The following is a 2,034-nucleotide window of genomic DNA, read 5'->3' on the forward strand; positions in this document are numbered from 1 at the left end:
AGTTTCAACTCTTGTTAAAGTTTTACGAATTTTGACAATATTTAGACAATATATAAATTCCCTATGTTGATTTTTACAACTCAAAAAGCCGATGCGCTTTCCGTCTAATTTGAATGGTGATTTTTATGACAATTAAGGGGGTCTTTAAATATTAGATTTGGTGATTTAGATTGAGTAGAAGGTGGTAACTCCTAATTGATTCGTTATTTATGATAATACTATAAGTAGACCGTAAGTATACTGTGATGGAGATCACCGAGTTTCAGTTAACTTCTAGGTGTTCTGTCAGTGATCGGAATTATTAGGGAACAGGGAATAGGGAATAGGGAACAGGGAACAGGGAACAGGGAATATTTATCTTAATTCTCACCAATTACCAATGACCCATTACCCATTACCCATGGTTGAATTAGCGTCTGGAAGAACCGATGATGGGATTTTCCACAGACTCACGATACTGCTGAACTTCTTCTGTGTAGGAGATAGGTAATACAGCTTCGACGTTTTCATGAGGACGGGCAATAATTACCCAGGATTCGAGAGTACCACCATGGACTTTTTCTACAGCGTCCACACCGGCAGCCATAGCGGCTTTGACTTCGGAAACGTCACCACGAATATTGACTGTAAAGCGGGCGCTACCAACTCTGATATAACCAACGAGGGTAACTCGACCGGCTTTTACCATTGCATCTGCTGCTGCGAGTACGGCGGGAAAACCCTTGGTTTCTAATGATCCGACAGCCTGTAGTGACATTTTTAATCTCCTGGTTATGAATATAAAAAGTTATAGGTTGCTACAAATTATGTTTATGAAGCGAGGCTTCAATTTTTGATAGCGAACTTACATTAGAAAATACGGAAAGGTTCGGACTTGGCGGTGAAGTGGATAGGTAAGATAGTTTCCACATTTTCCGGGGGATTGGGAATAATGTAGTGGGTAACAACCTCACCACCAAAAACTTCCTCTCCCGCAGCTATTCCAGCGGCTACGGCTGTTTGCACTTCCGAAACGTGTCCTCTGACAGCAACTATCAAGCGGCCACTTTCAGCGATACCGTAATAGACAATGGTAACGCCAGCGGCTTTAACCATTGCGTCGGCTGATGCTAGAACAGCGGGAAAACCTAATGTTTCAATTGCGCCAACTGCCATTGGCATGGCTTGAATCTCCTACGTTAGGGATGAGTGATATTTATTTTACGAGGATTTTGTACCTATTTTAAATTTTGAGGAAATTTTCTTTTGCAATTAGTCTTTGGCCATTGCTTGAGATGATACGCCGTGATGTAAACTGAGGGTTATGTTTTTAAGTTTTCTTCCTGCCGCAGTTGGGCAATTGACAGAACCAACATCGATCGCTTTGGCTCAAAATATCCAAAGTCAGGCGATACCCTTAGTAGCCAAAGACATTAGTAATGATGGTCCCAAGGAACTAGTTAATACTACTTATGTCCATCAAGGACAGGGTGGTACACCGATTTTATTAATTCACGGTTTTGATAGTTCGGTACTAGAATATCGGCGACTTTTACCGTTACTTGCTGAAAAAAATGAAGTTTGGGCAGTAGATTTATTGGGATTTGGCTTTACAGATAGATTACCGGGGATTGCTTACAGTTCTCAAGCAATTAAGGCTCATCTTTACTCTTTTTGGCAAAACCTGATTAATCAACCTGTGATTTTGGTTGGTGCTTCCATGGGTGGTGCTGCGGCTATAGATTTTACCCTTACTTATCCAGAAGCGGTAAAGCAACTGGTATTAATGGATAGTGCGGGGTTGAAAGGTAATTCCCCATTAAGTAAATATATATTTCCGCCTTTGGATTATTGGGCGACAGAATTTTTGCGAAATCCGAAAGTGCGCGATCGCATTTGTCGAACTGCATATAAAAACCCCAATTTGATCTCCCAAGATGCTTTATGCTGCGGAGAACTACACCTACAAATGCCTAATTGGACTCAAGCGTTAATTGCTTTTACCAAAAGTGGTGGTTATAGTGCTTTTAAATTTCCGCAACTTGCCAAAATTGA

Annotated in this window: 3 protein-coding genes; 1 reads left to right on the forward strand and 2 read right to left on the reverse strand. The window is 41.0% G+C overall.

Going from position 1 to position 2,034, the window contains the following annotated elements; genetic code table 11:
• Positions 1-409: 409 nt before the first annotated feature.
• Together FJR38_RS18670 and FJR38_RS18675 are read right to left on the reverse strand one after the other, a co-directional pair.
• Complete coding sequence (locus tag FJR38_RS18670; RefSeq protein WP_168491038.1) at positions 410-757, reverse strand: carbon dioxide-concentrating mechanism protein CcmK; 348 nt, start codon at positions 755-757, stop codon at positions 410-412.
• A 92-nt stretch (positions 758-849) separates the two neighbouring features.
• Entirely contained in the window at positions 850-1,161 is a 312-nt protein-coding gene (locus tag FJR38_RS18675) for a carbon dioxide-concentrating mechanism protein CcmK (RefSeq protein ID WP_168491037.1), read from the reverse strand.
• Positions 1,162-1,303: 142 nt separating this feature from the next.
• Here FJR38_RS18675 and FJR38_RS18680 point away from each other — a divergent pair.
• The coding region (locus FJR38_RS18680; RefSeq protein WP_168538710.1) for an alpha/beta fold hydrolase at positions 1,304-2,034 on the forward strand (731 nt) is incomplete at its 3' end.

Origin of the sequence: Anabaena sp. UHCC 0253 (assembly GCF_009712085.1) — a bacterium.
Classification (GTDB): domain Bacteria; phylum Cyanobacteriota; class Cyanobacteriia; order Cyanobacteriales; family Nostocaceae; genus Dolichospermum.

Bases quoted from the DNA above. Each gene is read 5' to 3' on its own strand.
- FJR38_RS18675 (WP_168491037.1), bottom strand. From the start codon at position 1,161: ATGCCAATGGCAGTTGGCGCAATTGAAACATTAGGTTTTCCCGCTGTT.
- FJR38_RS18670 (WP_168491038.1), bottom strand. From the start codon at position 757: ATGTCACTACAGGCTGTCGGATCATTAGAAACCAAGGGTTTTCCCGCC.